Annotated in this window: 17 protein-coding genes and 1 tRNA gene; 8 read left to right on the plus strand and 10 right to left on the minus strand. The window is 67.0% G+C overall.

The window, feature by feature from the left end:
* Positions 1-805: 805 nt before the first annotated feature.
* From ACVOLJ_RS17085 to amaB, 8 genes are all read right to left on the minus strand, one after another.
* A complete protein-coding gene (locus ACVOLJ_RS17085; protein WP_481564691.1) occupies positions 806-1,693 on the minus strand; it encodes a DMT family transporter in 888 nt (295 codons plus the stop codon).
* Between the two features lie 32 nt (positions 1,694-1,725).
* Entirely contained in the window at positions 1,726-2,790 is a 1,065-nt protein-coding gene (murB, locus tag ACVOLJ_RS17090) for a UDP-N-acetylmuramate dehydrogenase (protein ID WP_475279690.1), read from the minus strand.
* 8 nt (positions 2,791-2,798) lie between these two features.
* Positions 2,799-3,854, minus strand: a complete 1,056-nt coding sequence (locus ACVOLJ_RS17095; RefSeq protein ID WP_475279691.1) for a quinone-dependent dihydroorotate dehydrogenase — start codon at positions 3,852-3,854, stop codon at positions 2,799-2,801.
* A 9-nt stretch (positions 3,855-3,863) separates the two neighbouring features.
* A complete protein-coding gene (locus ACVOLJ_RS17100) occupies positions 3,864-4,634 on the minus strand; it encodes a class I SAM-dependent methyltransferase (RefSeq protein WP_481564679.1) in 771 nt (256 codons plus the stop codon).
* 6 nt (positions 4,635-4,640) lie between these two features.
* Entirely contained in the window at positions 4,641-4,925 is a 285-nt protein-coding gene (locus ACVOLJ_RS17105; RefSeq protein WP_475279693.1) for a DUF4190 domain-containing protein, read from the minus strand.
* A 70-nt stretch (positions 4,926-4,995) separates the two neighbouring features.
* Entirely contained in the window at positions 4,996-5,295 is a 300-nt protein-coding gene (locus ACVOLJ_RS17110) for a hypothetical protein (RefSeq protein WP_481564680.1), read from the minus strand.
* A gap of 82 nt (positions 5,296-5,377) precedes the next feature.
* Positions 5,378-6,181, minus strand: a complete 804-nt coding sequence (locus ACVOLJ_RS17115) for an SDR family NAD(P)-dependent oxidoreductase (protein WP_481564681.1) — start codon at positions 6,179-6,181, stop codon at positions 5,378-5,380.
* Positions 6,181-7,713: an L-piperidine-6-carboxylate dehydrogenase gene (gene amaB / locus ACVOLJ_RS17120; protein WP_475279696.1), complete on the minus strand. Its 1,533-nt coding sequence runs from the start codon at positions 7,711-7,713 to the stop codon at positions 6,181-6,183. The genes ACVOLJ_RS17115 and amaB overlap by 1 nt, the downstream gene beginning before the upstream one ends.
* A 185-nt stretch (positions 7,714-7,898) precedes the next feature.
* Here amaB and ACVOLJ_RS17125 point away from each other — a divergent pair.
* The 4 genes from ACVOLJ_RS17125 to ACVOLJ_RS17140 all read left to right on the plus strand — a co-directional run bounded on the left by ACVOLJ_RS17125 (position 7,899) and on the right by ACVOLJ_RS17140 (position 18,999).
* Positions 7,899-7,975: transfer RNA gene (locus tag ACVOLJ_RS17125), tRNA-Arg, on the plus strand.
* A gap of 43 nt (positions 7,976-8,018) precedes the next feature.
* Positions 8,019-8,483: a GNAT family N-acetyltransferase gene (locus ACVOLJ_RS17130; protein ID WP_475279761.1), complete on the plus strand. Its 465-nt coding sequence runs from the start codon at positions 8,019-8,021 to the stop codon at positions 8,481-8,483.
* 659 nt (positions 8,484-9,142) lie between these two features.
* Complete coding sequence (locus ACVOLJ_RS17135) at positions 9,143-15,316, plus strand: CshA/CshB family fibrillar adhesin-related protein (RefSeq protein ID WP_481564682.1); 6,174 nt, start codon at positions 9,143-9,145, stop codon at positions 15,314-15,316.
* Complete coding sequence (locus ACVOLJ_RS17140; protein WP_481564683.1) at positions 15,313-18,999, plus strand: TonB-dependent receptor; 3,687 nt, start codon at positions 15,313-15,315, stop codon at positions 18,997-18,999. The genes ACVOLJ_RS17135 and ACVOLJ_RS17140 overlap by 4 nt, the downstream gene beginning before the upstream one ends.
* 45 nt (positions 19,000-19,044) lie before the next feature.
* On the opposite strand, the gene ACVOLJ_RS17145 is transcribed toward ACVOLJ_RS17140, so the two are convergent.
* A complete protein-coding gene (locus ACVOLJ_RS17145; RefSeq protein WP_475279764.1) occupies positions 19,045-19,404 on the minus strand; it encodes a response regulator in 360 nt (119 codons plus the stop codon).
* Positions 19,394-20,554 carry a two-component system sensor histidine kinase NtrB gene (locus ACVOLJ_RS17150; RefSeq protein ID WP_481564684.1) on the minus strand — a complete coding sequence of 387 codons (1,161 nt, stop codon included), beginning with the start codon at positions 20,552-20,554 and terminating at the stop codon, positions 19,394-19,396. The genes ACVOLJ_RS17145 and ACVOLJ_RS17150 overlap by 11 nt, the downstream gene beginning before the upstream one ends.
* A 149-nt stretch (positions 20,555-20,703) precedes the next feature.
* On the opposite strand from ACVOLJ_RS17150, the gene ACVOLJ_RS17155 reads away from it, so the two are divergent.
* From ACVOLJ_RS17155 to ACVOLJ_RS17170, 4 genes are read left to right on the plus strand one after another with little or no spacing between them, the layout of a single operon-like run.
* A complete protein-coding gene (locus tag ACVOLJ_RS17155; protein WP_481564685.1) occupies positions 20,704-23,829 on the plus strand; it encodes a hybrid sensor histidine kinase/response regulator in 3,126 nt (1,041 codons plus the stop codon).
* Complete coding sequence (locus ACVOLJ_RS17160; protein WP_481564686.1) at positions 23,826-24,650, plus strand: CheR family methyltransferase; 825 nt, start codon at positions 23,826-23,828, stop codon at positions 24,648-24,650. The genes ACVOLJ_RS17155 and ACVOLJ_RS17160 overlap by 4 nt, the downstream gene beginning before the upstream one ends.
* Positions 24,650-25,225, plus strand: coding sequence for a chemotaxis protein CheB (locus tag ACVOLJ_RS17165; RefSeq protein ID WP_475279768.1), 576 nt, complete (start codon positions 24,650-24,652; stop codon positions 25,223-25,225). Before ACVOLJ_RS17160 ends, ACVOLJ_RS17165 begins: the two co-directional genes overlap by 1 nt.
* Positions 25,222-26,361 (plus strand): hybrid sensor histidine kinase/response regulator, encoded by a 1,140-nt coding sequence (locus tag ACVOLJ_RS17170; RefSeq protein ID WP_481564687.1) that lies wholly within the window; start codon positions 25,222-25,224, stop codon positions 26,359-26,361. The genes ACVOLJ_RS17165 and ACVOLJ_RS17170 overlap by 4 nt, the downstream gene beginning before the upstream one ends.
* Positions 26,362-26,397 lie beyond the last annotated feature (36 nt).

Consider the following 26,397-nt stretch of genomic DNA (forward strand, 5'->3'; position numbering starts at 1 on the left):
AGCCCGGCTACACTCGGCGCTGGGCTACCATTCGCCTAACAACTACGCCCGGCAGCTCAGGACTGCCGCCTGAAACGGCTTCATGGCGTCCGTTTTCAGGGAGCCAGATCACACGCCCCCGCAACCGGACCCACCCCGCCTTCGACAGATTTCCGCCGCTGAGGGTAGGTGTCGACCTTGGTCGACAGGGGGGATCCACGCCATGTGGGGATGCTGTTCGTTCAAACGTCGAAATAGTTGATCTCGATGGAGATTCATCCACGCATGGCGTGGATCGACCCACCCCGCCTTCGAAAGTTTCCCGCTGATGGTAGGTGTCGACCTTGGTCGACACGGGGAATCCACGCCATGTGGGGATGCTGTTCGTTCGATTGTCGAAATGGTCGATCTCGATGGAGATTCATCCACGCATGGCGTGGATCTACCCACCCCGCCTGCGACAGGTTCCCGCCGCTGAGGGTAGGTGTCGACCTTGGTCGACACGGGGAATCCACGCCATGTGGGGATGCTGTTCGTTCGATTGTCGAAATGGTTGATCTCGATGGAGATTCATCCACGCATGGCGTGGATCTACTCACCGTCATCGAAGATCTGTCGGGGGTGGGGTGGTGTGGGTTGGCAGGACCGTTGGCGCCATGGATGGCGCCATCGAGCCCCCATGGACTGGTTTACGGCGTGTCCTGCCAGCCCACACCGCCCCGCCAGACCCACATGCAGCCCAGAGCCGGCCGTTGCCGTTGCTTCGGCTTGGCTTCGGCTTTGGCTTCGGCTTCGGCGGGTGCCGGGCGCAGCCCGGCCGTAACCCTTACTCCGCCGGCTTGGCAGCCGCGCTTGCGGCAACGCTGGCCGCACGCCGCGACAGCACCGCTTCGCGATGGGCGATGTAGGCGTTGGCGGCAAGGATGATGCCCGCGCCGATGATCGTCCAGCGGTCCACCGTTTCGGCGAACAACAACCAGCCGCACAATGTCACCAGGGGCAGCTGCAGGAAGCTGATCGGCGTCAGTGCCGATACTTCGCCCAGACGCAGCGCACGCGTCCACAGCAGTTGCCCGATGGTGCCCAGCATGCCAGTGGCCAGCAGCCAGACCCAGGCGATGCCGGCGGGCCAGACCCACACGAACAATGCCGGTACCAGCGACAACGGCACCCAGAACACATAGGTATAGAGCACCACGGTGTCGGCGCTGTCGATGCGGGTGAGCTGCTTGATCTGGATCGCCACCAGTGAACTGAGCACGGCGGCGGCCACGGCAATCAAGCTGCCGGCACTGAAGCTGGCAGTGCCCGGGCGCACGATCACCAGCACGCCGATGAAGCCGACCACCACCGCAGCCCAGCGACGGGCGCGCACGGTTTCACCCAGCCAGAACACCGCCGCGATGGTGACAAACAGCGGTGTCGAGTAGGACAGTGACACCGCCTGTGCCAAGGGCAGGTGGCCCAGCGCCCAGAACGCGCACAGCATCGAGCCAAGGCCGATCGCACTGCGCACGAAGTAGCGCGGCAACTGCTGGGTCTTCAGTGGCGCATGACCCGGCCGCAGCAGCATCGGCAGCAATGCCAGCAGGCCGAAGGCGTTGCGGAAGAACGCCACTTCCTGGGTGGGCACGTAGCGGGTGGCATAGCGGATGGCCACGGCCATCAGGCCGAAGGCCATCGTGCTGCCAAGCATCAGCAGCGCCGCCCGCAACGGGGTGGCACTGGTGGGTAGGGCGGGGGAGTTCACCACTGTGCGCCGAGCAGGCGGGGCTCCGGTTCGATCGGCACGCCGAACTTCTCCAGCACCGAGGCGGAGATCCGTCGTGCCAGCGCCAGCAGTTCCGCGCCGGTGGCGTTGCCATGGTTGACCAGCACCAGCGCATGGCTGGTTGCCACGCCGGCATCACCTTCGCGGAAGCCCTTCCAGCCACAGGCCTCGATCATCCACGCAGCGGAAACCTTGCGACGGTCTTCGCGATCGGCCGGGAACACCGGCAGTTCGGGGAAGTGCTGCAACAGCACGTCGACCTGTTCCAGCGGCAGCACCGGGTTCTTGAAGAAACTGCCGGCATTGCCCAGTACATCGGGGTCGGGCAGCTTGCGGCGGCGGATGGCGATCACGGCGTTGGCCACATCGACCGCCGCGGGCAGTTCCACGTTCTGTGCCTGCAGCTCCTCGCGGATGCCGGCGTAGTCCATGCGCAGGTCATGCAGCAGCGGCAGCTTCAGTTCGATCGCGGTGATCAGGTAACGGTCGATCTGCTGCTTGAACACGCTGTCGCGGTAGGCGAAACCGCACTGCTCGTTGTCCAGCCGCACCCACGCGTTTTCCTGGCAGTCCCAGGCTTCCACGGCCTGGATGAACTCACCGATCTGGGCGCCGTACGCGCCGATGTTCTGGATCGGGGCGGCGCCTGCAGTGCCGGGAATCAAGGCGAGGTTTTCCAGCCCGGACAACCCCTCCTGCAGCGACCACATCACCAGCCCGTGCCAGGGCACGCCGGCACCGGCACGGATCACCGCATGGTCTGCGCGGTGTTCAAGGAAGCTGATTTCGCGGTTGCCGAACACCAGCACGGTGCCGGGCAGGTTCTCGGCGATCAGCACGTTGCTGCCACTGCCGAGCACCAGCAACGGGCCATCGGCCACGTCAGGCAGGGCCAGTACGTCGGGCAGCAGCGCAGCGTCGTGCAGCTCCAGCAGCTGCGCTGCGGTGGCCTGCACGTGGAAGGTGTTCAGTGCCTGCAGCGGTGCGTTGCGGGTCAACGTCCAGCGCAGCGGCGCCGCCATGTCGGGGGTGACATCCATGGGCGCGCTCACAGCGGGGCCACCGCGCCGCGGCTGGGTGCTTCGCGTCGGCGGCGGATTGCCTCCACGCAATCGGCCACCAGCGCCGGGCCCTTGAAGATCAGGCCGCTGTAGCACTGCACCAGTGCGGCGCCGGCGGCCATCTTGGCCACCGCATCGGCACCGGAAAGAATGCCGCCGACACCGACCAGCGGCACCGACTCGGGCAGCCGCGCACGCAGCCGGCGCAGCACCAGGGTGGATTGCTCCAGCACCGGGGCACCGGACAGGCCACCGGCTTCGTTGGCCAGCGGATCGCCGGCCACACGGCTGTGGTCGATGGTGGTGTTGGTCGCGATCACGCCGTCCACCTGCAGTTCGCCGAGCACGCGCGCGGCGGCATCGATGTCACGTTCGTTGAGGTCCGGGGCCACCTTCACCAGCATCGGCACGCGCCGTCCGTGCTGGGCGGCCAAGGCTTCCTGGCGCTCGCGCAGCTGGCTGACGAGCTGCCGCAATGCGGTTTCTTCCTGCAGTTCGCGCAGGCCGGCGGTGTTGGGCGAGGAGATGTTCACGGTGATGTAGTCGGCCAGCGGGTACACCTTGTCCATGCAGGCGATGTAGTCATCGGCCGCCTGTTCATTGGGGGTGTCCTTGTTCTTGCCGATGTTGATGCCGAGCAGGCCGCGGCGGTTGCGCGCGCGTTCGACGTTGCGCACCAGCGCGTCCACGCCCGCATTGTTGAAGCCCATGCGGTTGATGATCGCGTTGTGTGCCGGCAGCCGGAACAGGCGCGGCCTGGGGTTGCCGGCCTGCGGGCGCGGCGTGATCGTGCCGATCTCCACAAAGCCGAAGCCAAGCGCGAACAGTGCATCGATGTGCTCGCCATTCTTGTCCAGGCCGGCGGCCAGGCCGACCGGATTGGGGAAGGTCAGCCCGAACACTGTGCTGGGCATCGGCGCGATGCGTGCGGCCAGCAACGGCGTGGTGCCGGTGCGATGGGCCAGGTCCAGGGCGGACAGGCCAAGGCCGTGGGCGCGTTCGGCGTCGAGCGAGAACAGGAAGGGGCGGGCAAGCGAATACATGCGTTGGTTTCAGTCCAGCGTGCCGAGGAAGGCTCGGGTTCGATATTCAAAAGCGACCTGGCCGTCGACCGCGTGGGCGGCGAACAGGTCCTGCAGCGCAGCCAGCATCGGCGCATGGCGCGGATGGCCGGGCTGCGGTGCGTAGGAAGAAGACAGCAGGCGCCCGCGCAGGGCATCCAGGTCCAGGTGCTGCACGTTGGGCAGCTGCACCATGCCGCGCAGGCCGGCACCGAACCAGGCCTGCATGGTGGCGTCGTCCTGGTAGCGCTCGGCCACGGCGGTGTAGTCGGTACCGAAGTCCAGCAGCAGCTGCTCGTAGCCGACCAGGAACGGGCTGGCATCGAGCAGGCGCGAATTCCAGTAGACCAGTGCCACACCGCCGGGGCGCAGGATGCGCTGCCATTCGGAGCGCACGGCCACGGTGTCGAACCAGTGGAAGGCCTGAGCGGCAGCCACCAGGTCGACACTGGCATCGGCCAGAGAGGTTGCTTCGGCGCGGCCGTCGACGGCCCGGAACAGCGGGTACTGCGGCGCCAGCCATGCTTCAGCGGCACTGCGCATGGCAGCGTTGGGCTCGACCGCGACCAGCGGATGGCCAGCGGCCAGGAACGGGCGGCTGGAAATGCCGGTGCCGGCGCCGATGTCGGCCACCTGCGCGGTGCGGGCCACGCCCATCGGGCCATGCAGCCAGTCCATCAAGGCCGCCGGGTAATCGGGGCGATAGCGGACGTAGTCGGCAACGCGGCTGCTGAAGCGTTCAGTGCTGTCGGAGGCGGTCATGGCCGGTCAGTTCGACATCGCGGCCAGCCAGGCAAGGCCGCCGAAGAACAGGACGAAGGCGAGGATGCCCAGCACCACCATGCCGACGCTGAGCCAGCCCAGGATGAGGCCGGTCAGGGCCAGCCCGTCACCTTCCAGCTCGGTGGGGCGGCGGCGGATCTCGCCACGGGCCATGTGCCCGGTGACGATGGCCACGATGCTGGCTACAAAGGGCAGCACGGTCCAGCCGGCGATGCCCAGTACCAGGCTCAGTACGGCCAGGGTGCTTGTCTGTCGGGGTGGCACGCTCATCGGGTCCTCCTTGGCAGTGCGCACATGATAGTGCCTGTGGACCGACAAGCCCAATGGCCGCTGGCGCCGGCTAGGGGCGCGGGCACTGCGTGTAGAGCATCGCGGCGCACACCAGCACCCGCAAGACTTCGTACAGGTACCACACGATGAGGCCGTACACGATGGGTACGACCACGCTGAGGATGACGCCGCCCCAGGCGATATCGTCGTGCGGCAGGCGGATCTTGCGCGTGTAGCGCTGGTACAGCGCCAGCAGCCCGGCGACCAGTCCTATCAGGCTGCCGAGGAAGGGCAGCGGGAAAATGCCCAGCCCTGCAAACAGCAGGCTGACCTGGGCGGCGGTATTGCGCAGTGGCGGCGGTGTGGGCATGGCATTCCTTTGCAGTCTGCTCACCAACGACCTTATCCGATTGGAACGCCGGTCGCGGCCCGGACCGTGGATGTGGGCTGCCTCACCCCATCAACACCTGGCCGCCATCGACATTCAATACGTGCCCGGTGATCCAGCGCGCCAGCGGTGAGCACAGGAACAGCGCGGCATCGGCGATCTCGCGGGGATGCCCAAAGCGGCCGAATGGAATTTTCGCCAACGTGCCGTGGTACAGCGCCGGATCGTCCAGCCGGCGGCGGTCCCAGAGGCCATCGGCGAACTCGATCGAGCCCGGGGCGATGGCGTTGACCCGGATACGTTCGGGCGCCAGGGCCAGTGCCTGCGAGGTCGTGTAATGCGAGAGTGCTGCCTTTGCTGCGGCGTAGGGTGCGCCGCCCGGACGCGGCTGCTGCGCGGCGATCGAGGACAGGTTGAGGATGCATGCATCGCTGGACGCACGCAGCCATGGCAGGACTCGTCGCGATGCGCGCACGGCGGCCATCAGGTCGATCTGCAGGCTGGCGGCCCAGCCGTCCTCGTCATCGGCCATGCCATAGCCGGTTGCATTGTTGACCAGCACATCGATGCCACCGAGCGTGTCGGCGGCGGCCTGCAGCCATGCGCCGATCTGCCCGGGATCGCCCAGATCGGCAGCAAAGGTGTGCAGCGCAAGGCCAAGGGCCTGCGCGTCGTTGTTGACTGCATCCAGGCCGGCCTGGCCACGCGCGCAGACCGAAACCCGCGCACCGGCGCCGGCAAATGCCAGCGCCAGTTCACGACCGATGCCCTTGCTGCCGCCGGCGATCACTACCCGGCGGCCGCTGAAATCAAGCGTCGGAGCCCCTGCGGAGCCCCGACCCTGGGCCGTGGTTGCGGCGTTCACCATTACAGATCGAACTTGATGCCCTGGGCCAGCGGCAGCGAATCGGAGTAGTTGATGGTGTTGGTCTGGCGGCGCATGTAGACCTTCCACGCATCCGAGCCGGATTCACGACCGCCGCCGGTGTCTTTCTCGCCACCGAACGCGCCGCCGATTTCCGCACCGGACGTGCCGATGTTGATGTTGGCGATGCCGCAGTCCGAACCGGCAGCCGACAGGAAGCGCTCGGCGGTCTTCAGGTTGGTGGTGAAGATGGACGAGGACAGGCCCTGCGGCACGCCGTTCTGCATGTCGATGGCTTCGTCCAGCGTGCTGTACTTCATGACATACAGGATCGGGGCGAAGGTCTCGTGCTGGACGACTTCGTCGCTGTTCTTCAGCCCGGTAACGATGGCCGGCAGCACGAAGTTGCCGGCGCGGTCGATGCGGGTGCCGCCGGTTTCGATGGTGCCGCCGCTGGCCTTGGCCTTTTCGATGGAGGCCAGGAACTGCTGCACGGCGCCGTCGCTGTTGAGCGGGCCCATCAGGTTGGCCGGGTCGGTCGGATCGCCGATCTTGCCTTCCACCTGCTTGTACGCCTTGACCAGGGTGGCCAGCACATCGTCATGGATGGATTCATGCACGATCAGGCGACGGGTGGTGGTGCAGCGTTGGCCGGCAGTGCCGACGGCACCGAACACGATGCCGGGGATGGCCAGCTTAAGGTCGGCGGTTTCGTCCAGGATGATCGCGTTGTTGCCGCCCAGCTCCAGCAGGCAGCGGCCGAGGCGGTGCGCGACCTTCTCGGCGACCGTGCGGCCGACCTGGGTCGAGCCGGTGAAGCTGATCAGCGGCACGCGCTTGTCGGCCACCATCTTTTCCGACAGTGCGGTGCCGGCATCGTTGATCAGGAAGAACAGGTCCGGGAAGCCGGCATCGCGCAGCGCTTCGTTGCAGATGCGCATCGAGGCAATGGCGGTCAGCGGGGTCTTGTTGGACGGCTTCCACAGGCAGATGTCGCCGCAGATGGTGGCCAGGAACGAATTCCACGCCCACACCGCGACCGGGAAGTTGAACGCGCTGATGATGCCGACCAGGCCGAGCGGCTGGTACTGCTCGTACATGCGGTGGCCGGGGCGTTCGGAATGCATGGTGTAGCCGTACAGCATGCGGCTCTGGCCCACGGCGAAGTCGGCGATGTCGATCATCTCCTGCACTTCACCGTCGCCTTCGGGCTTGCTCTTGCCCATTTCCAGCGCGACCAGCGAACCCAGCGCATCCTTGTGCTTGCGCAGGGCTTCACCGCACAGGCGCACCGCTTCACCACGACGCGGGGCCGGGGTGGTGCGCCAGACCTTGAAGGCTTCCTGTGCACGCGCGATGACGGTTTCGTACTCGGCTTCGGTGGTGGCGCGGACCTGCGCGATCGGCTCGCCGGTGGTCGGGTTGACCGGGGTGATCAGTTCACCGCCGGTGGCGCTGGACCACTCCCCGTTGCCGAGGTAGGTGCCAGCGTTGATCGCGTCCAGACCAAGGGACTTGAGCAGCTCGGAAGACATGCAGACTCCTGTGTTTCGTTACGTTGTTTTGGTGCCGCCGCGGGCAGGTGGGGGACGCAGCGAACTGAGCCGCCGATGGTAGCAGAGCGCCCGGATCGGCCATGGTGCGCCGCGCCAGTGGCAACGGTGTGGCAGACGAATGCTTGGAGGGCAGGGCCGCTTGCCTGTAAACTTGGCGGCTGCATGGCCCCGTAGCTCAGCTGGATAGAGCGTCCCCCTCCTAAGGGGAAGGTCGCCCGTTCGAATCGGGCCGGGGTCACCATCTGCGTTGGGCACATCAACGCGCGCGCTACACTGCCGGCGTCATGGATTACACCCTGCAGCCCGTCCTGCCGTCGCATTTCGCGGTCGTTGCCAGCTGGCTCGACTCGCCTGCGGCGACGCTGCGCTGGGCCGGTCCCGGCGTCGCCTTTCCGTTGCCTGCCGATACCTTCGCCCGTGCGCTGGCGCTGCCTGCGCGGCCGGGGTGGGTATTGCTGGCGGCAGATGACCGCTGCGTCGGCTTCGGCCAGTACTGGCAGACGGCGCCTGGCAGCACACATCTTGGCCGCATCATCGTCCCGCCACTGCAGCGCGGCCGTGGCCTGGGGCGTGCCCTGGTGACGGCCCTGTGCGCCGAAGCCCTTTGCCGGACCGATGCAGCGCAGCTGACGTTGAAGGTCTACCGGGACAATCCAGCGGCCATCGCCCTGTACCGCGACCTCGGTTTTGTTGCACGCGAAGAACGATCGACGCCGGAGCTGTTGTTCATGGCCCGTCCTGCCATCTGAGGCGGCCGGCGGGGCTCTGCACTTGCGCTGCACATCACGTGCACGCACTGCTGCAAGCGAACTCGGCAGTCTGAGGGCGTCCCCCCCGGTTGCCAAGGAGCATCCCCATGAACACCCCCGGCACCCCCAAGCCGTCCTGGCGCCAGCGCAACGTGCTGTTGACCGTCGCCGCAGCGCTGCTGGTGATCGTGCTGATCCTGCTCTTCGTCCCCTGGTAGAGGCGCGCCTGCCGCCAGCGGCGGCCTGATCAGATCTCCCTTCCGCTCCTGTTCCGCCGGTCGCTCTGGCCCCGGCGGTTTCCTTGTGCGCGTTCGCTGGGCACCACGCCCCGGCTCCGAAAATGCGTGACGAATTGCCGGAAAGGGCGGTCGGGCTGCCGGATCCGTGCACGGGGGCAGGCGGGTCGGTTGCTACAACTGTGTCCGTGGGGTCGGCGCCAGACTCGGCAAACATAAATGTGACGGACATCACACTAACGTTTAAATTGTGTTATCGTCGTCACAGTTTTGCGAACCTGACCAACAGGGTCCAGGGACGGTTGTAGTCGCCACGGAGTCGGCAGACACGCATTCGTACGCGTCTCCGGGTCCGGCAGAACCTTCCCCGGTCACCCACTGAACAGCGGCCCTGCATGGGGCCGACGACGGGGAAAAACCAACATGTGGCAGTCGACGACGTCGCGCATCTGCGCGGGCGGTGAATCCGTTCATCCTGAAGAAAGTGCACGCCGCACCGGCATGGGCCGCTGGCTGGCGGCCGGTCTGTTGCTGCTGCTGTCGGCGGCGCCGTCGCTGGCCTGGGCGGCAGCGTACGCAACCGGTGGCAGCAGCCCGTACCGCAACACGGTGCTGTGGCTGACCTGGGGCGGCGGCTCGGCGCTGGGCACGCACGGGGTGACGCTCAACAACGGCGATACCTCGTCGATCTCCATGCCCGTGGCGGCCGGCATCGACCTCAACGTCACCTGCAGCCTGGCCAACATCGGCGGTGGTGGCCTTCTGCAGAGCTATCGCCCCGGCAACTTCAGCGGCGACAGCCTGGATGACCTGTACAACGTCGGCGGCACGGGCGGTGCCAACCAGCTGATCGCAGGCATCTCGCGCAGCACCGGCACTTCTTCGTTCGAAATCAACTGCGTCTCGACCCTGGGCGGCGCGCCCTACCGCCTGCGCGGCGTGGTGATGGCCGATGCGGAGTCGATCAACAACAGCGGCGAGTTCGTCGAAGCCAGCGCATTGGGCACCTGGAACGTGGTGGAGATGCGCAAGAACCTCAGCGCCGGCCCCTACAACGTGACCAAGTCCAGCAGCGGCGGCAACAGCGTGATCCGCTTCGGCCCGGGCAACGACAACAACACCGCGGCGGTCACGTTCCTCAATTTCGACAATGCCGCCCATGCACCGGGCAATCTTGCGGTGAACATGGGCTTCTCGATGCGCGGCGGCGGTACCACCGCCATCGCCATCGGCCTGCTGGTGCCGTACGCCGACTTCGGCGATGCGCCGCAGAGTTATGGCGATGCCATGCACGTGGTGGACGATCTGCAGTTCCGCCCGGATGGCCTGCCGGTCAACGCCACGCCCACCAACATCAACACCGCCGGCTACACGCCCGGCGGCCTGGCGCCGCCGCTCACCGATTTCCTCGGCACGGTGGGTCCGGATACCGAGCAGAAGAGCAGCTACAGCGCCGATGCCAAGGGCGATGACAATTTCCCCACCGGCAATCCCAATGAAGAAAACGCGTGGCCGGCCAACTACCGCCTGACCGTGATGCAGGCCGGTACCCAGATCAGCCAGCCGGTGGCGTGCGTGGGCAGTGGCAGTGTGGCCAGCTGGATCGACTTCAACCGCAACGGCAGCTTCGATGCCAGCGAGCGCAGCAACACCGCGGCATGCAGTGGCGGCGGTGCCACCCTGAGCTGGACAGTGCCCACGCAGGTGAGCGCCGGTACCAGTTACGTGCGCCTGCGCTATGCGACCAACGCAGCACAGATCCAGCAGCCGACCGGCGTCGCCGACGACGGTGAAGTGGAAGACCACCTGATCACCATCACTGCCCCTGCGCTGAAGGTGGTGAAGAGCAACAACGCCACCGGTGGTATCTGGAACTACGGCCAGGCCGGCACCCAGTACACGCTGACGGTAAGCAACACCAGCGATGTGCCGACCGGTAATCCGCCGAACGTGCCTGCCGGTGTGATTACCGTGCGCGACCAGTTGCCCACCGGCATCGTGCCGAACTGGACCGGCACCCACACCAGCGGAAGCTGGAGTTGTACGGCAAGCGGACAGGCACTGACCTGCACCAGCAGCCAAGTGCTGTCGGCCGCCGGCACGGCCGGTGACACCAGTGTGTTCACCTTGCCGGTCACCGTGGCCGCCACGGCCAACGGTCTGCTGCGCAACAGTGCCAGTGTGGGCGGCGGCTACGATCCGTTCAACGGCGGCATTGCGCCCGCTCCGGGCGAAGGCTGCACCGACGCCAACCACTGCACCCGCAGCGATGTGACCGTGCCGGTCACCCGGGTGAGCTATGCAAAGCGCTCCAACACCACCGGCCCGGTGGCGGTGGGTGCGACGGTGAGCTACACCGTGGATGTCACCGTTGCCGATGGCAACAGCCGTGACCTGCTGACCCTGACCGACACCCTGGGCACCGGCCTGGATTTCGCCAGCGTGACCAGTGCCGGCCTGTTCACCTGCAATGCGGCCAACCCGCTGGTCTGCACGCTGCCGGCCGGCACCGTGCCGGGTACCTACAGCATTACTTACGCCGCCACCGTCAACGCACAGGCGAGCGGGCAGGTGGTCAATACCGTGGTCGGTACCGGTACCGACAATCCCACCTGCAGCAGCAACTGCACCACCACCACGCCGGTGGCCGCACCGCGCATCTCGGCATCCAAGGCCAGCGCGACCGCCGGCCCGGTTGCGGTGGGCGACAGCGTGGCCTACACGGTGAGCGTGGTCGTGGCCGATGCGCGCACCACCGCTGTGACCACGCTGACCGACACCCTGGGCACCGGCCTGGACTTCGGCAGCCTGACCAATGCCGGTGGTTTCAGCTGCGTGCCGGGCAATCCGCTGGTGTGCACCTTGCCGGCCGGCACGGTGCCCGGTACCTATGCGTTCTCGTATACCGGCATCGTCAACGCACAGGCCGTTGGCCAGGTGCGCAATGCCGTCGTGCCGAGCGGCCCGGACAATCCGTCCTGCGTCGGCAGCTGCGATACCACCACGCCGCTGGCCAGCCCGCTGGTGAGCTACGCCAAGCAGGCCTCCACCGGTGGTCCGGTGCGGGTGGGTGACAGCATCGGCTATACGCTCAGCGTGACCGTGGCGCGTTCGCGCACCACCGATGTGGTCACCCTGACCGACACGCTCGGCACCGGCCTGGACTTCGGCAGCGTGACCAGTGCGGGCATCTTCACCTGCAATGCGGCCAACCCGCTGGTGTGCACGCTGCCCGCAGGCACGGTGCCGGGCACCTACAGCCTGGCCTACACCGCCACGGTGAATGCACAGGCCAGCGGCACCGTGCGCAATGCGGTGCTGGGCACCGGCACCGACACGCCGTCGTGCACCACCAACTGCGATACCACCACGCCGGTGGCAACCCCGGGCGTGAGCTATGCCAAGTCGGTGAACAGCACCGGCCCGGTGTCGGTGGGCGACAGCCTGACCTACACCTTGACCACAGTGGTGACCAACTCGCGCACCACCGACGTGGTGACCCTGACCGACACCCTGGGCACCGGCCTGGATTTCGGTGCTGTGAGCAGTGCGGGCGCCTACACCTGTGGTGCCGCCAACCCGCTGGTGTGCACGTTGCCGGCGGGCACTGCACCCGGCAGCTACAGCCTTTCGTACACCGCCGTGGTCAACGCCCAGGCAACGGGCCAGGTGACCAACGCGGTGCTCGGCAGTGGCGGTGACAACCCGGGCTGCACCGCCAACTGCGATACCACCACGCCGGTGGCCGGCAGCCAGATCGACTACCGCAAGACCTCGGCCGCCGCCGGCCCGGTCAAGGTGGGTGACAGCATCGCCTACACCCTGACCGCGGTGGTCAGCCGCTCGCGCACCACCGCTGTGTTCAGCCTGACCGACACGATGGGGCAGGGCCTGGACTTCGGCGCGGTTACCGGCACCACGGGCTTCACCTGCAATGCCGCCAATCCGCTGGTATGCACGCTGCCGGCCGCCACCGCGCCGGGCACCTACACGGTCAACTACACCGCCACGGTGAACGCACAGGCCAAGGGCAGCGTCAGCAATGCCGTGCTTGGCAGCGGCACAGGCACCAACACCTGCACCACCGACTGCACCACCACCACGCCGGTACTGGCGGCGACGGTCACCTACCGCAAGAGCTCCAGCACTGCATCGCCGGTCAATGTGGGCGACGCGGTGGACTACAGCGTCGAGGTGGTGATCGCCAACTCGCAGACCACCGATGTGGTCACCCTCACCGATACCCTGGGTGCAGGCCTGGATCTGCAGTCGGTGACCCAACCCGGTGCCTTCACCTGCAACGCCAGTAACCCGCTGGTCTGCACGCTGCCTGCAGCAACCGCGCCGGGCACCTACACGCTGGGCTACCGCGCGCAGGTCAACGCACAAGCCAGTGGCAGCGTGCGCAACGCGGTGCTGGGCAGTGGCGGCGACACCCCCAACTGCAGCGGAACCTGCAGCACCGAGCACGTGCTGGCCGAGCCGCGCGTGGTACTGGAGAAGCTGTCCGGCCCGGCCAGTGGCAGTGAAGTGCGCCCGGGTGACCGCTTGCGTTACACCCTGCGCGCCACGGTTGAGCGCGCTTCGCTGCGGCAGCCGTTGCAGCTGGTGGATACGCCCGACGCCGGCCTGAGCGTGGATGCGCTGCCGGCAGGCTGCGTGCAGCAGGGCACCGACATCGTGTGCACGCTGCCGACCGGAACCGCAGTGGGCCAGCATGAATTCGTCTATCAGGCGATCGTCAACCAGGAGGCCCGCACGGAAGTGCTCAACCGCCTGCGCGGCCAGTATCCGGATGGCGCACCGCCACCGGAATGCAGCACCTGCGAAACGCGGCACAAGGTGATCTCCGATTTCGCACTGCGCATTACCAAGACCGCCAGCCCGCGCCTGGTCAAGGTGGGTGACCTGGTGCGCTACCAGCTGGCGGTGGAGAACGTGGGCAGCAGCCACTGGCGCGACGGTGTGGTGGTTGATACCCCGCCGCCGGGCTTCAGCTACGTGGAGGGCTCCATGCGCGTGACCGATGATGACGGCGCGTTCGCGCTGGCCAGCAGCCAGACCCCGCTGCGCATCGGCGCGGTGGATATCGCGGTGGGCCGTACGGCCACCATCAGCTACCTGTTGCGGGTCGGCGCCGGCGTGCGCGCCGGTACCTTCATCAACCAGGCCGTGGCCACTGCCGATGACGGCAGCCCGCTGTCGAACGTTGCTACCGCTGAAGTGCGGATGGATGCCGATCCGATGCTGGACGACAGCCTGGTGTTCGGCACCGTGTTCGATGATCGCGACGGTGACGGCTGGCAGGACAGTGCCGAGCTGACCGGTGTGCACGTGCAGGGTGGCTTTGCGCCGTCGGCCTACGTGCCCGGTTCGACCACGCTCGACCGTGGCGACGGTCCGCAGCCGCTGGCCGATGCCAGCGCACCGCTGCTGCATGGCGTGCAGGTGGGTGTAGTGCACGGCCTGGATTCCACCTCGGACAACGTGGAGAACCATCAGGTGGTGATCCGCCAACGCCTGCGCGAGCTGGCCTTCACCGATGATTTCGTGCTGGAAAGCGCACAGGGGCATCGCCTGCAGCTGGATGCGCAGGGCGCGTCCAGCGTGCGCCGCAGCGGCGAGGCGGCCAAGGGACTGACCGCGGCCGAACCTTCGGTGCATCGCGAGATCGCACGTGTCGCCGAGGGTTATGAAGTGGCCTATGTCATCCGCAACCAGGGCATCCAGGAGCAGGGCATCCCGGGCGTGCGCCTGGCGACCGTGGAAGGCCTGCTGATCGAAACCGATCCATTCGGGCGCTACCACCTGGCCGATGTGCACGGTGGCGACGCGCGGCTGGGCCGCAACTTCATCGTCAAGCTGGACCCGGCAACGGTGCCGGGCGGTTCCGAACTGACCACCGAAAACCCGTTGCTGCGCCGGGTCACGCAGGGCGTGCCCACCCGCTTCAGCTTCGGTGTGCGGCTGCCGCCGTCGCCGCAGGCGGCTGCAGAACGCGCTGAACTTGCGCTGGGCGAAGTGCTGTTCGCCCCGGGCAGCAGCGAACTGCGTGCGAACTATCGCCCGGTGCTGGCGAAGATGGCCGAGGTGGTTGATCGCTACCAGGGCGGGGACGTGGTTATCGCAGCCAACGGCGAAAGCCAGGCGTTGGCTTTTGCCCGCGCGGTCGCGGTGCGTGATGCGTTGCAGGCAGAAGTGGCCGAAGGTTCGCGCGCTGGGCTGACCGTGCAGTTGCGCACCGACGTGCGCGATCCGCACTCGCTGGTTGCTGGTGTCGATGCCGGCGGTGCGCTGCTCGGTAACGTGCTGTTCGACACCGACAAGGCGGTGATCGGCGAGCAATACAAGCCGCTGCTGGCCGCCATTGCCGCGCGCCTCGAGCAGATGGGCGGAGGCCAGGTCAGTCTGGTCGGGCATACCGATGTGCGTGGCAGCCACGCCTACAACCAGGCGTTGGGCCTGCGCCGGGCCAATGCTGTATTCGAAGCGCTGCGCGTGCAGCTCAGTCCCGCTGTGCAGCAACGGCTGCGCGTGCGTAACGAGGAGACTGCCGCCACCCGCGCGGCGGCCCGCCAACAGGAGGCCCGCCGATGAGCGCCCGTCATTCTGCCGCCCGTCGTTCGACCCGCCTGCAGCGTGCAGCCTTGTATCAGGCACTGTTGCTGGGCCTGGCTGGCACCGCGCACGCCGCACCGCCTCCGGCCGACACTGCACCGATCAACTGCGATGGCAGCCAGTGCAGTGCCGAAGGCGATCTGCTGTTCACCCTGCGCTCGCGCAGCTTCGATGAGCAGGTGACCGAAGGTACCTCGGCGCGTTCTTCGTCGCAGGCGTTGCGTCCGGACCGCCGTGTCAGCGTTGCCCTGGACGAACCTGGCAAGGCCGTGGTCAGTGGCGAGTTCATGATCCGCCTGCCCGAGGGTGGGGCGATCTGGGCCACCGAAGACCCGGCCATGGGCCAGCCTGAGCTGTCGATCTCCGCGCCGGGCATGGTGGCCTTCGACCAGGGCCGCATCGTGCGTCCGGTCGAGTTCTTCGTGCGCGGCAACTACACCGCCTTCATCAAGCGCCTGGAAGTGAGCATCTACCGTGGCAGCGACAGCGACCGGGTTGCGCCGCTGGCCACCTTCGGGTTGCCGGTGGCCGCGGTCGGGCAGGGCAGCTGGGACGGCACGCTGCCGGCATCCACGTCGCTGCGGCGTGGTGATCGCCTGGTCTATGTGCTGCGCGCCTACGATGCCGACGGCAACGTGGATGAAACCTCGGCGCAGTCGATGCAGCTGGTGACGCTGGCCGAAGTCGAGCGCGGCAACCAGCAGTTGCGTGACGCACTGGAAGACCGCCGTGGTACTGCCGTGGACGCCAACCAGGCGGCCTCGCTGTCACTGCTGGAGCAGGTATTCGACGGCAACGGCCTGCGTCAGCAGAACATCCCGGTGTACGGCTCGCGGGTGCGGGTGCGTGGCCGCGACCTGCCGCTGGGCGCGGCGCTGAAGATCAATGGCGAGAGCTATCCGCTGGACCAGGATCGCAAGTTCGCCGCCGAATACCTGATGCCGATCGGTCGCCATGCCTTCGATGTGCGCGTGGAGCGGCAGGATGCACCGGCGATCGCGCGCACGCTGGAGGTGGATGTCAGCGGCAGCTACCTGTTCGGCGTGGGTCTGGCTGACGTCACCGTGTACCAGAACAAGGCCAGTGGTGCCGGTCGTGACGTCGCCCGCGGCGAGCGCGACGACGATGTGCTGAGTGATGGGCGCCTGGCCTTCTACCTGAAAGCCAAGACCCGCGGCCGCTTTCTGCTGACCGCGCAGGCCGACACCCAGAACCGGCCGCTGGACGCGCTGTTCAGCGGTTTCACCACCGCCGACCCGCAGGATCTGTTCCGCAGCCTGGACCCGGATCTGTATTACCCGACCTACGGCGACGATTCGCTGACCCAGCGTGACGTCGACAGCATGGGCCGCTTCTACCTGCGCATGGACTGGGACAAGAACCAGGCATTGTGGGGCAACTACAACACCGGCCTGAGCGGCACCGAGTACGCCCAGTACGTGCGTTCGCTGTACGGCGCGGCACTGTCCTGGCGTTCGCGTGGGGCCAATGCCTGGGGCGATGCGCAGACCGAGCTGCGCCTGTTCGGTTCGCAGGCTGAAACCGCGCCGGGCCACAGCGAGTTCATCGGCACCGGCGGCAGTCTGTACTACCTGCGCCATGCCAGCATCCTGCGCGGCTCCGACCAGGTGGTGCTGGAGATCCGTGACCGTACCACCGGCCGTGTCGAGCAGCGGGTATCGCTGGTGCGCGGTGCCGACTACGAGATCGACGCGTTGCAGGGTCGTATCCTGCTGACCCGGCCACTGGCCCAGGTCAGCCGCGAGAACCTGCGCCGGATCAGCCGCGATGTGCCGCTGGATGGCTACGAGCAGCGCCTGATCGTCGATTACGAGTGGGTGCCGACCGGCTTCGACAGCGACGACATCACCGCCGGTGTACGCGGCAAGCACTGGTTTGGCGATCATGTGGCCGTGGGTGCCACCTACGTGGATGAACAGCGCGCAGGCCAGGACTATTCGCTGCGCGGTGCCGACCTGACCCTGCAGGCCGGGCGTGGCACCTACCTGAAGGTCGAGCACAGCCGCAGCGAAGCGACCAGTGCACCGGTGTTCTTCTCCGACAACGGCGGCCTCAGCTTCAGCCGGCTCAACCCGGAGGGGCCACGCGAAGGCGAGGCCACTGCGGTGGAAGCACGGGTCAACCTGCGCGAACTGGGCTGGACCCAGCGCGACTGGAGTGCCGGTGCGTGGTGGCGGCAGGTGCAGGGCGGCTATTCGGTGGGACGCTTCGATACCGGCAAGCGCGTGCGCGAGCAGGGTGCCGAGCTGCTGGGCTATGTAACCGACGATTTCAGCCTGTACGCCCGATACAGCGAGGCGCGGCGCGGCAATGAATCGCTGATCCAGGCACAGGCTACGGCCGAATGGCGGATCGGTGAGAACGATCGCCTGTCGGCCGAACTGCGCCGCGTGCAGGAAGACCGGGGCATCGGCAGCAACGCCGGTGTACTCGCGGCGGCGCGCTATACCCATCGCATCGGCACTGCACTGGATGTGTACGGTGGCGGCCAGCTGACCGTCGATGACGATCACGGCCGCTACGCCGACAACGACGCGGTGGTGGCCGGCGGTACCTACACCTTCGCCAACCTGTCCACCGTGGGCGCCGAGGTCAGCGATGGTGACCGTGGCAGCGCCGCGCAGGTCAATGCCGAGTACAAGCTGACCCCGCAGCACAGCTTCTATGGTGCGTTCACCCAGTCAACCGACCGCAGCGAATACGACCCGTTGTTCAGCCCGAATGCGCAGGACGGCTGGACCCTGGGCCAGCGCTGGCGCCTGTCCGACCAGGTCAACGTGTTCAATGAAAGCCAGTTCCTGAAATCGGGGCAGGAGTCGGGCCTGGCCAACACCTTCGGCATGGATTTCTATCCGGCGGTGGGCTGGAATGCGGGCTTCACCCTCAGTGACGGAAAGCTGGATGCGAGCACGGGCCGGGTCGACCGCAAGGCGATCAGCCTGTCCGGTGGCCGTACCTCGCCAGGCACCGAATGGCAGAGCAAGCTGGAGTGGCGTCGCGATACCGGTGCCGAGCGCCGCACGCAGTGGGTCAGCACCAACCGTCTCAGCCATCGCCTCAACGACAGCTGGCGGATCGCGGCACGCTTCAACTATGCCGACACCGACGATGCGATCAACCCGGTGGCGGGCGCGCGCTTCATCGAGGGCAACCTGGGCTTCGCCTACCGTCCGTGGGACAACGATCGCTGGGCGCTGTTCGGTCGCTACAGCTACCTGTACGACCTGTCCACGTTGGGACAGGTCAACGGCGTGGATTACGACCAGCGCACCCAGGTACTGTCGCTGGAAGGGGTGTACCGCATCGACCAGCGCTGGGAAGTGGCGGCCAAGCTGGCACGTCGCGAAGGCGAAGTGCGTTATGGCCGTGGCACCGGCCCGTGGTTCGATTCAGCCACCAGCTTCGGTGCCGCACAGCTGCGCTACGACCTGTTCTACCAATGGCATGGCCTGCTGGAATACCGCCTGCTGGACGTGCGTGATGGTGGTCGCCGGCAGGGCTGGCTGGCCGGCGTGGACCGCGATATCGGTCGCAACTTCCGCGTCGGCGTGGGCTACAACTTCACCGACTTCAGCGATGACCTGACGAAGTTCGACTACACCCATCGCGGGTGGTACCTGAACCTGGTCGGCCGATACTGATGAAGTGACCCAAGGCGGCAGCGCCGGGCGATGCCCGGCCACGCCTCACGCCTGCTGCAGCAGCTCCACCAGCTGCCGCAGCCGGTAAGGCTTGGGCAGGAATTCCACCTGCTCGGGCAGCGGCGGCAACTGCGAGCGTGCATAGCCGGACGACAGGATCATCCGTGCCTGTGGCTGGTCGCGTGCCACGTGCTCGCTCAGCTCGATGCCCGACATGCCGTTGGGCATGCTGATGTCACTGAACACCACATCAAAGCGGGTGTCGCCGCGCAGCAGCGCCACTGCCTCCTGGGCATCGGCGGTGGTGGCCACATCGATGCCGAAGTCGCGCAGGGCCAGCCCGATCATCTCGCGCAGGTCGGTCTGGTCCTCCACCATCAATACGCGGATCGGATCATCGGTCATCGGCTGGGTCCTCTGTGGCAGGTAGCAGCAGGCTGACCGTGGTGCCGACACCGGGCGTGGTGGACACATCGACGAAGCCGCCGCTTTGAGTGGTGAATCCGAACACCTGGCTCAGGCCAAGGCCGCTGCCCTTGCCGATGTCCTTGGTGGTGAAGAAGGGTTCGGTGGCGCGCTCGGCAACTTCCGCCGCCATGCCGTGACCCTCGTCGCAGACGCTGAGTGTGACATACCCGCGCTGCACGGCCGTGTCCGCGTCGGGGTCGAGGCGGTGTTCCAGCGCCGTGGCGATCAGCACGCGGCCGCCGTCCAGGGTCGCTTCCACGGCGTTGGACACCAGGTTGGCCAGTGCCGTCTGCAGTTGCGTCGGGTCGGTGGTCACCGCCGGCAGGCCGGGGCTGAGCGCCACTTCCAGCTGCACCGCCGCAGGGCAGGCGCGCTGCAGGTCAGGCAGCCAGTGCCCGACCAGCGCGTTGATGTCCACGTTCTCGCGGATCAGGGTCTGCCCGGTACTGAAGGCAAGCAGCTGGCGGGTGAGCAGGGCGCCGCGGTCGTTGGCGTTCTGTGCCGCCGCCAGCAGTTCGACCGCGCGGGCGTCGCCGCCCACCCGCATCGAAAGCAGGTCCAGCGCATTGCCGATGGTGGTCAGCAGATTGTTGAACTCATGCGACAGCCCGCGGCTGAGCCGGCCCACGGTTTCGAACTGCTGGGTCTGGCGCAGCGCACGCTGGGCGTCGCGCAGCAGGCGCTGGGCCTGCCAGGCCTCGGTGATGTCACGGGTGATCTTGACGAAGCCCAGCAGCTGGCCGTCCTCGATGACCGGCTCGATCACGATGCTGGCGCGGAACGAAGAGCCGTCGCGGCGCACCCGCCAGCCTTCAGCCGCATGCTGCCCATTCAGCAGGGCGAGGCTGAGCAGGCGCTGTGGCTCGCCCGCCTCGCGCTCGGCTGGCAGGTAGAAGCGTCCGAAATGGGTGCCGATCACTTCCTCGGCGCAGTAGCCCTTGATGCGCTCTGCACCGGGATTCCAGCTGCAGATGATTCCATTGGCGTCAAGCAGGTACAACGCATGGTCGCGCACGCTGTCGATCAGCAATCGCAACTGTCTGGAAGTGTCCGTAAGCACGGACGGCGTAGAAGCAGTTGCATCCACGAGACGAAATCAAAAACCCCTGTAAGGGACGAGACCGTAGGCATCGGAGTGTGAAGAAACCGTGCAGGCCGCGCCTGTGCCATAGGTCGTATGCGGCTGAATGCGACACGGGGTACCATCACCGACCTTTTCCGACGGAACCCACCCGCATGCGTCCTGGTGCAACTACGCGCGACCGCTGGATCTGGATGACCGCGACGGTCCTGGTCGCGGCCACTGCCGCGCTGGAACTGGTGGTGCCGCTGGGCTACGCGGTATGGCTGGCCTATTTCATGGCCATCGGCGTGACGGTGTTCCAGCGCAGCGCCCGGGTGCCGTTCGTGGTGGCGGGCGCTGCCTGCGTACTGCTGGCGGTGGGGTACAACGTGGCACCGGCCAGTTCCAATTCAGCGTTCTCCTTCGTCAACCGCAGCATTGGCGGCGCCGCCTTCCTGATGATCGCGCTGATTGCCTCGCGCGCCATCCAGGCGCGGCGCGAGGCAATGCGTGCCTTGTGGCTGCAGGAGGCGGAGAACGCCGTCGCCATGAGCCTGCGTGGTGAGCTGGGGCCGGAACAGATCGCCGAAGCGGCGGTGTCGACGCTGGCCACGCAGCTGGGGGCCGATGTCGGCGCGCTCTACCGCCTTGAGGGCGGCCGCCTGCAGCTCACCGGCGGGCTGGCACTGCCTGCCGGAATGCCGGCCTCGCTCGGCCTGCAGGAGGGGTTGCCTGGACAGGTCGCCCGTGACCAGCGTGCGCGTCATCTGCACGGTGATGACGCAGCGGTGCTGGACCTGCAGTCGAGCCTGGGGCGGGTGCCGGTGCGCGAGCGCATCCTGGCCCCGGTAAGCAGCGATGGCGCGATCGTTGGCGTGCTTGAACTGGGCCGTGCAGCCGTAGGGCTGCAGCGCGACCTGGATGACGAACTGCTGCAGCGCTGCGCCGAAACCATCGGCATGGCCCTGCGCACCTCGATGCTGCGCGCACAGCTGGTGGTGCTGCTGGAGGAATCGCAGCGCCAGGGCGAAGAGCTGCAGGCACAGCAGGAGGAGCTGCGCGTTGCCAATGAAGAGCTGGAGGAGCAGAGCCGCAGCCTGATGCAGTCGCAGGGCCACCTGGAGCAGCAGCAGGCCGAACTGGAACAGAGCAACGTGCAGCTGGAAGAGCGCACCCATGAGCTGGAAGCGCAGAAGCAGGCGCTGCTGGTTGCACAGGGGCAGCTGGTGCGCAACAGCAACGAACTGGCCGCCACCTCGCGCTACAAGTCCGAATTCCTGGCCAACATGTCGCATGAGCTGCGCACGCCACTGAACAGCTCGCTGATCCTGGCCAAGCTGCTGGCCGACAACAAGGACGGCTCGCTCAGCGAAGAGCAGGTCAAGTACGCCCGCGCGATCCTCTCGTCCAACAATGATCTGCTGGCCCTGATCAACGACATCCTCGATCTGTCCCGCATTGAAGCCGGGCATGTCGAGCTGGCCGATGAAGTGGTGGTGGTCGGCAGCGTGCTGCAGCGCCTGCGCGAAACCTTCGAGCCGATGGCCCGGCAGAAGGGCCTGGCCCTTGAGATCGAGGCCGATGCACTGGCGCCCAGCCAGCTGGTGGCCGACAACCAGCGCCTGCAGCAGATCCTGAAGAACCTGCTGGCCAATGCGGTCAAGTTCACCGAGCACGGCAAGGTCAGCCTGCAGGTGCGCAACGGTGGCAACGGCCGCATCCGCTTTGAAGTCTGTGACAGTGGCATCGGCATCGCCCGCGAGCAGCTGCAGGTGATCTTCGAGGCCTTCCGCCAGGCCGATGGCAGCACCCGCCGCCGTTATGGCGGCACCGGATTGGGCCTGTCGATCTCGCGCGACCTTGCCATGCGCATGGGCGGTGGCATCGATGTGGACAGCGAGCCGGGCCGTGGCAGCTGCTTCGTGCTGGAACTGCCGCTGCAGGGCGCCCCGGCTGCAGAAGCGAGCGCGGAAACGATGGTTGCCGCGCCCGCGCCGGCGCCCCTGCAGGTTGCAGCGGCAACGCCGGCGCCGGCAGCGGCCGCCGCACCTGCACCCCTTGCACCGCGCGCCCCGGCGACGCCGGCGGTGGTGGTGGCCGACGACCGTGGCCGCCGCCAGCGTGCCGGTCGCCTGATCCTGGCGGTGGAAGACGATGCGGTGTTCGCCGAAGCGCTGGTGGTGCTGGCGCACGAACTGGACTTCGACTGCGTGGTGGCCACCACGGCCGAGGAAGCACTGGCGCTGGCATCGGACCTGCGTCCGAACGGCATCCTGTTGGATATCGGCCTGCCGGACGTGTCCGGCCTGAGCGTACTCGAACGCCTCAAGCGCAACCCCGAGACCCGGCATATCCCGGTGCACGTGGTTTCGGCGATGGATCGCAGCCAGGTGGCACGCGAGCTGGGCGCGATTGGGTTTGCGATCAAGCCGACTACCCGCGAGCGCCTGGCCGCCGCCATCGAGCAGCTGGAACAGACCAGCCAGCGTGATGTCAGGCGCCTGCTGATCGTGGAGGATGACAGCGAGCTGCGCGGCAACCTGGAACTGCTGCTGGGCCGCGACCAGCTGCAGATCATCGCAGTGGGCACCCTGGCCGACGCGGTGGCACAGCTCAGCACCGTCACCTTCGACTGCATGGTGATGGACCTGTCGCTGCCCGACGGCAGCGGCTATGACCTGCTGGAACACATGGCCGGCAACGATGAGGTGGGTTTCCCGCCGGTGATCGTCTATACCGGCCGTGCGCTCAGCCGCGAGCAGGAACAGCGACTGCGCCGCTATTCCAAGAGCATCATCATCAAGGGCGCGCGTTCGCCCGAGCGCCTGCTGGACGAGGTGACGCTGTTCCTGCACAGCGTGGAAGCGAGCCTGCCCAGCGACCAGCAGCGCCTGCTGCGCGAAGCGCGCCGCCGCGACACCGTGCTCGATGGCCGCACGGTACTGCTGGCCGAGGACGATGTGCGCAACATTTTCGCCCTGTCCAGCGTGCTGGAACCGCTCGGGGTGACGCTGGAAATCGCCCGTAACGGCCAGGAAGCGCTCGACCGCCTGGCCCAGCGCGAGGTGGATCTGGTGCTGATGGACATCATGATGCCGGAGAAGGATGGCCTGACGGCGATGCGCGAGATCCGTGCGCAGCGCCACCTGCAGGATCTGCCGATCATCGCGCTGACTGCCAAGGCCATGCCCGACGACCGTGAGCGCTGCCTGCAGGCTGGCGCCAACGACTACATCGCCAAGCCCATCGACGTGGACAAGCTGGTATCGCTGTGCCGTGTGTGGTGCTCGCGCCAATGAACGAGCAGGCGCTGTTCGACCTGGAACTGAAGGTGTTGCTGGAGGCGCTCTACCAGCGCTACCACTACGACTTCCGCAGCTACGCGGTGTCTTCGCTGCGCCGGCGCATCAGCCAGGCCATGCAGCGCTATGGCTGCGAGCGCCTGGTCGACCTGCAGCACCGCCTGCTGCATGAGCCGGAGCTGTTCGCACAGGCCATGGAGTTCTTCACCGTGCAGGTCTCGGAAATGTTCCGTGACCCGGACTATTTCCGGCAGCTGCGCGAGCAGGTGGTACCTGTGCTGCGCACCTATCCGTCGGTGAAGCTGTGGGTGGCCGGTTGCAGCACCGGTGAGGAGGTGTGGTCGCTGGCGATCCTGCTGCACGAGGAAGGGCTGCTGGAGCGCAGCATCGTCTACGCCACCGATATCAATCCTGCCGCGCTGGCGACCGCCGAGGCCGGTGCCTACGGCATCGACCGCCTTGCGCAGTTCAGCCGCAACTACCTGGCAGCCGGTGGTACCGGTTCCTTGTCCGACTACTACGCAACGGCCTACGACGGGGCGGTGTTCAATCGCCAGCTGCGTCGCAACGTGGTGTTTGCAGACCACAGCCTGGCCACCGATACGGTGTTTTCCGAAGTGCACCTGGTGTCGTGCCGCAATGTGCTGATCTATTTCAACCGCGACCTGCAGGACCGCGCGGTAGGCCTGTTCCGCGAAGCGCTGGTGCACCGCGGCTTCCTTGGCCTGGGCAGCAGGGAATCGCTGCAGTTCGGCATCCACCACAACGCCTTCGACGTCTGTTCGCGTGAGCATCGCCTGTACCGGAAGGTGGCCTGATGAGCGCGCCGTTGCGTCCTGAGCTGGTGGTGATCGGTGCCTCGGCCGGTGGCGTGGCCGCGTTGCAGGTCCTGCTCGGCTCGCTGCCGGCCAGCCTGCCGGTGCCGGTGCTGGTGGTGCTGCACCTGCCACGCGATCGCGCCAGCCGCATCGCCGACGTGCTGGCACCGTACTGCGCGCTGGCGCTGCGCGAAGCGGAAGACAAGCAGCCGTTGCAGGCGGGCACGGTGACGTTCGCGCCGCCGGACTATCACCTTCTGGTGGAAGACACGCAGGCCATCGCGCTGTCGATGGACGAGCCGGTACTGTTCTCGCGGCCGGCCATCGATCCGCTGTTCGAATCGGCCGCAGCCGCGTTCGGTCGCGCAGTGCTGGCGCTGCTGCTGACCGGTGCCAGCAGTGATGGCAGCCATGGCGTGGCGGCGGTGCGCGCCGCCGGTGGCCGCGCCTGGCTGCAATGTCCGCAGGAGGCCGAGGCGTCGATGATGCCGGCCTCCGCCCTGCAGCACGCCGGCGCCGACGCCGTGCTGCCTCTTGAACTGATGTGTCGCCGCCTTGAGGAGTTGTTTGCATGAACCTGTTGCCACCGGACCCTGCACAGTCGCAGGCCCCGGCCAACCTGCTGATCGTCGACGACGTGCCGCAGAACCTGGTGGCCATGCAGGCGCTGCTGCGCCGCGAGGGCGTCAACCTGTTGCTGGCCGAGTCCGGCGCGCAGGCCCTGGAGCTTCTGCTGGAACACGAAGTGGCGCTGGCGCTGCTGGATGTGCACATGCCGGAGATCGATGGCTTCACGCTGGCCGAGCTGATGCGCGGTTCGCAGCGCAGCCGCGATGTGCCGATCATCTTCCTGACCGCCTCGCCGGATGACCCGCATCGGGTGTTCAAGGGCTACGAGAGCGGCGCGGTGGATTTCCTGCACAAGCCGGTGGCGCCGCAGGTGATCCTCAGCAAGGTCAACGTGTTCATCGAGCTCTACCAGCAGCGCCAGCTGCTGAAGGCGCGCAACGAGGCGCTGGAGCGCGCGTTGAAGCTCAACGAGACCATGGCCGCGGTACTCACCCACGACCTGCGCACGCCGTTGTCGGCGATCCTGCTGTGTGCCGACAAGCTGGCACTGGAGCTGCCCCGCGACAATGCCGGTGCGCAGCAGACCCTGAGCTACCTGGAAGCCAGCACCCTGCGCATGGCACGCATGGTTGAACAGCTGCTGGACTTCTCGCGCATCCGCAGCGGCGGCCTGCGCCTGCAGAGTGGTGCCTGCGACCTGTCCGAGGTAACCCGCGCCGTGCTGGTGGAGGCCGGCGCCGGCCATCGGCCCGATCGCATCGCGCTGGACGTCTGCGGCGATGCGACCCTGCAGGGGGACATGGACCGGCTGGGGCAGATCATCGCCAACCTGGTCGGCAACGCACTGACCCATGGCGCCGACGCGCCGGTGCAGGTGCAGGTGGATGGCCGCGATGCGCGCGTGGTCGCGCTGCGCGTGCGCAATGCCGGGCACGTCGATGAGACTTTGCTGCCGCGCCTGTTCGAGCCGTTCAAGGCCAGTTTCCACCAGAGCAAGGGGCTCGGGCTGGGGCTCTACATCGTCGACCAGTTCGTGCGCGCGCACGGTGGCCAGCTGAGCGCGCGCAATGACGCGGGGCAGGTGGTGCTGGAGGCGCTGCTGCCGCGGCGTGCGGATGTGCACAGCATGGTCGTTTCCTGAATTCTTCAGCTGGCGCGTCAACGTAGTGAGACGGAC

This window comes from Stenotrophomonas sp. STEN046, from assembly GCF_056759755.1.

Coding starts and splice junctions, on each gene's coding strand:
- murB (WP_475279690.1), bottom strand. CDS start 2,790: ATGGATGTCACCCCCGACATGGCGGCGCCGCTGCGCTGGACGTTGACC.
- ACVOLJ_RS17095 (WP_475279691.1), bottom strand. CDS start 3,854: ATGTATTCGCTTGCCCGCCCCTTCCTGTTCTCGCTCGACGCCGAACGC.
- ACVOLJ_RS17100 (WP_481564679.1), bottom strand. CDS start 4,634: ATGACCGCCTCCGACAGCACTGAACGCTTCAGCAGCCGCGTTGCCGAC.
- ACVOLJ_RS17105 (WP_475279693.1), bottom strand. CDS start 4,925: ATGAGCGTGCCACCCCGACAGACAAGCACCCTGGCCGTACTGAGCCTG.
- ACVOLJ_RS17110 (WP_481564680.1), bottom strand. CDS start 5,295: ATGCCCACACCGCCGCCACTGCGCAATACCGCCGCCCAGGTCAGCCTG.
- ACVOLJ_RS17115 (WP_481564681.1), bottom strand. CDS start 6,181: ATGGTGAACGCCGCAACCACGGCCCAGGGTCGGGGCTCCGCAGGGGCT.
- amaB (WP_475279696.1), bottom strand. CDS start 7,713: ATGTCTTCCGAGCTGCTCAAGTCCCTTGGTCTGGACGCGATCAACGCT.
- ACVOLJ_RS17130 (WP_475279761.1), top strand. CDS start 8,019: ATGGATTACACCCTGCAGCCCGTCCTGCCGTCGCATTTCGCGGTCGTT.
- ACVOLJ_RS17135 (WP_481564682.1), top strand. CDS start 9,143: ATGTGGCAGTCGACGACGTCGCGCATCTGCGCGGGCGGTGAATCCGTT.
- ACVOLJ_RS17140 (WP_481564683.1), top strand. CDS start 15,313: ATGAGCGCCCGTCATTCTGCCGCCCGTCGTTCGACCCGCCTGCAGCGT.
- ACVOLJ_RS17145 (WP_475279764.1), bottom strand. CDS start 19,404: ATGACCGATGATCCGATCCGCGTATTGATGGTGGAGGACCAGACCGAC.
- ACVOLJ_RS17155 (WP_481564685.1), top strand. CDS start 20,704: ATGCGTCCTGGTGCAACTACGCGCGACCGCTGGATCTGGATGACCGCG.
- ACVOLJ_RS17160 (WP_481564686.1), top strand. CDS start 23,826: ATGAACGAGCAGGCGCTGTTCGACCTGGAACTGAAGGTGTTGCTGGAG.
- ACVOLJ_RS17165 (WP_475279768.1), top strand. CDS start 24,650: ATGAGCGCGCCGTTGCGTCCTGAGCTGGTGGTGATCGGTGCCTCGGCC.
- ACVOLJ_RS17170 (WP_481564687.1), top strand. CDS start 25,222: ATGAACCTGTTGCCACCGGACCCTGCACAGTCGCAGGCCCCGGCCAAC.